At 32.0% G+C, this 2,389-nt stretch carries 4 protein-coding genes; 3 read left to right on the forward strand and 1 reads right to left on the reverse strand.

Annotated features, from left to right (window positions below; translation table 11 throughout):
- The 3 genes from WBQ70_RS13985 to WBQ70_RS13995 all read left to right on the forward strand — a co-directional run.
- A partial coding sequence (locus tag WBQ70_RS13985) for an iron chelate uptake ABC transporter family permease subunit (protein WP_423915277.1) occupies nt 1–236 on the forward strand: 236 nt, incomplete at its 5' end.
- A gap of 320 nt (nt 237–556) precedes the next feature.
- Complete coding sequence (locus WBQ70_RS13990) at nt 557–970, forward strand: GxxExxY protein (protein WP_423915279.1); 414 nt, start codon at nt 557–559, stop codon at nt 968–970.
- Nucleotides 971–1,107: 137 nt separating this feature from the next.
- Nucleotides 1,108–1,887: an ABC transporter ATP-binding protein gene (locus WBQ70_RS13995; protein ID WP_423915281.1), complete on the forward strand. Its 780-nt coding sequence runs from the start codon at nt 1,108–1,110 to the stop codon at nt 1,885–1,887.
- Between the two features lie 220 nt (nt 1,888–2,107).
- Here WBQ70_RS13995 and WBQ70_RS14000 read toward each other — a convergent pair.
- Nucleotides 2,108–2,389: DbpA RNA binding domain-containing protein (locus tag WBQ70_RS14000; protein ID WP_423915283.1), on the reverse strand; the 282-nt coding region annotated here is incomplete at its 5' end.

The following is a 2,389-nucleotide window of genomic DNA, read 5'->3' on the forward strand; positions in this document are numbered from 1 at the left end:
CGATTGCTTTTATAGGTCTAGCCGTTCCGCATATTGCTAAATTGCTTTTTCATACGAGTAATCACAGTACATTATATTGGAGTACGTTATTAATAGGTGCTAGCATTATGTTATTGTGTGATGTTATCTCGCAAATGCCTGGTTATGAAATCACGCTGCCTATTAATGCGGTTACATCGCTATTTGGAGCGCCTATTGTGATCTGGTTGCTGGTTCGTAAAAGAAAAAATAGTTAAAAAGTTTAAACACATTGAATCATAAGTTTCTATACTTAGTAAGATAGACATAGTAAAACACGTTTTTCATAGAAAGTTGAAAACGAGTTAAAACTTAGACTAGAGTATTTTTAAACATATAGAATCATAAGTTTCTATACTTAGTAAGATAGACATAATAAAAACACGTTTTTCATAGAAAGTTGAAAACGAGTTAAAACTTAGACTAGAGTATTTTTAAACACATAGAATCATAGGTTTCGGTACTTAGTAAGTTAGACATAGTAAAACACATTTTTCATAGAAATTAGGAATCAATATTTTAATCAAAAATAGTATATATGATAACACAGAAATACCTAGATGATTTAACATATAAAGTTATTGGATGTGCAATCGAAGTACATAAAACAATGGGGAGAGGTCTTCTTGAAAATGTATATCATCTTTGTTTAAAAGAAGAACTAAATCGGCAAAAAATCAATTTTAAATCCGAAATGAAAGTTCCTTTAATCTATAAAAACAAAGTATTGGAAATTGACTTTAGATGTGACATGTTAATTGAAGATTGTCTGGTTGTTGAATTAAAATCAGTTTTACAACTAAATCCTATCTTTGAAGCACAACTTCAAACCTATATGAATCTTTTAAAAGTTCCAAAAGGAATTATTATTAACTTTAATTGTTCTAATATTTTCAAAGAAGGACAAAAGACAATTGTAAATAACTATTACAAACAACTCCTGCACGAATAAAACTATCTTTATGATATTAATTACTGAGATCATCTCTCTTTATTCTAATGCTCTATGTAATCTATCCTAAGCAAAGCGTCTCGACACAAAGCCTATAAAAACTATGTTCCTATGTGTTTAAAAAAATCTATACAAAAATGATCACCACAATACTATCCACCAAAGACCTCAACATAGGCTACTCTACTAAAGCAGCCACTACGGTCATTGCACAAAACCTCAACCTGGACTTACAATCAGGAAAACTTATTGCGCTTATTGGTGCTAACGGAATAGGAAAATCAACGTTATTACGAACGTTAACAGGGATTCAAAACCCATTATCAGGGGCTGTTTATTTGAAAGATAAAAACATAGAACAATACGCACCACTCGAACTGGCACAAAACTTAAGTGTGGTTTTGACCGAAAAATTACCTCCTAGCAACCTAACCGTTTTTGAACTCATTGCGCTAGGAAGACAACCTTATACCAACTGGATTGGAAAACTTACCTATACGGATATAGAACAGGTAAATCATGCCATGGAACTGACACAAATCAGTGATTTAGCAACCAAAAAACATTTTGAAATCAGTGATGGTCAACTACAAAAAGTCCTTGTCGCTAGGGCTTTGGCACAAGACACCCCTTTCATTATTTTGGATGAACCTACAACGCATTTGGATTTATTGCACAAAGTGGCTTTATTCAAATTGCTTAAAAAACTGAGTCAAGACACTCAAAAATGTATTTTATTTTCGACACACGACATCGACATGGCCATTCAATTAAGTGACGAAATGATTATCATGACCCCAGACAACGTCATTCAAGACAGTCCTTGCAATTTCATTTCAAAAGGAAGTTTTGATACCATTTTCAAAGATGACCACATTCGTTTTGATTCTAAAAAAGGAAAATTTATCATTACATAATAACGTTAGTATCACTATCTCCTAAATTATATTTAAATTTTAAACACATAGAAACATAGTATCTTTTGAACTTATAAGCGCTTTGCTTTACATAGAAACACAAAGTATTTATTGCATTGAAAGCAAATTGTATTTAGCAAGTATACCTCTCTATGACTTACTATCCTAAGCAAAGCGTCTTATTCACAAAGAAAAGCCTATGAATCTATGTGTTTAAAAACTATTCCTCTACTTTCTTAATGACCTTACGAGCCACCTCGATTTTGAATTTCTTACCTTTCATTTTTTCATCTTTGATCGCGTGCAATAAATCTTTTACTTTATTGTATTTCACAGCTGCAAAAGAGATAAAGTCCTTCACCTCAATCAGCCCTAAATCGCCTTTTTCTAGCTTTCCTTTTTGAGAAAAGAACCCTACGATATCAATTTTATTTAATTTATTTTTCTTTCCTCCACTGATGTAAATCGTTTGGTATTGTGGTGGCTTCGGAATACTTTTAGG

Origin of the sequence: Flavobacterium sp. (genome assembly GCF_049590715.1) — a bacterium.
Lineage (GTDB): Bacteria > Bacteroidota > Bacteroidia > Flavobacteriales > Flavobacteriaceae > Flavobacterium.

Bases quoted from the DNA above. Each gene is read 5' to 3' on its own strand.
- WBQ70_RS13995 (WP_423915281.1), top strand. From the start codon at position 1,108: ATGATCACCACAATACTATCCACCAAAGACCTCAACATAGGCTACTCT.
- WBQ70_RS13990 (WP_423915279.1), top strand. From the start codon at position 557: ATGATAACACAGAAATACCTAGATGATTTAACATATAAAGTTATTGGA.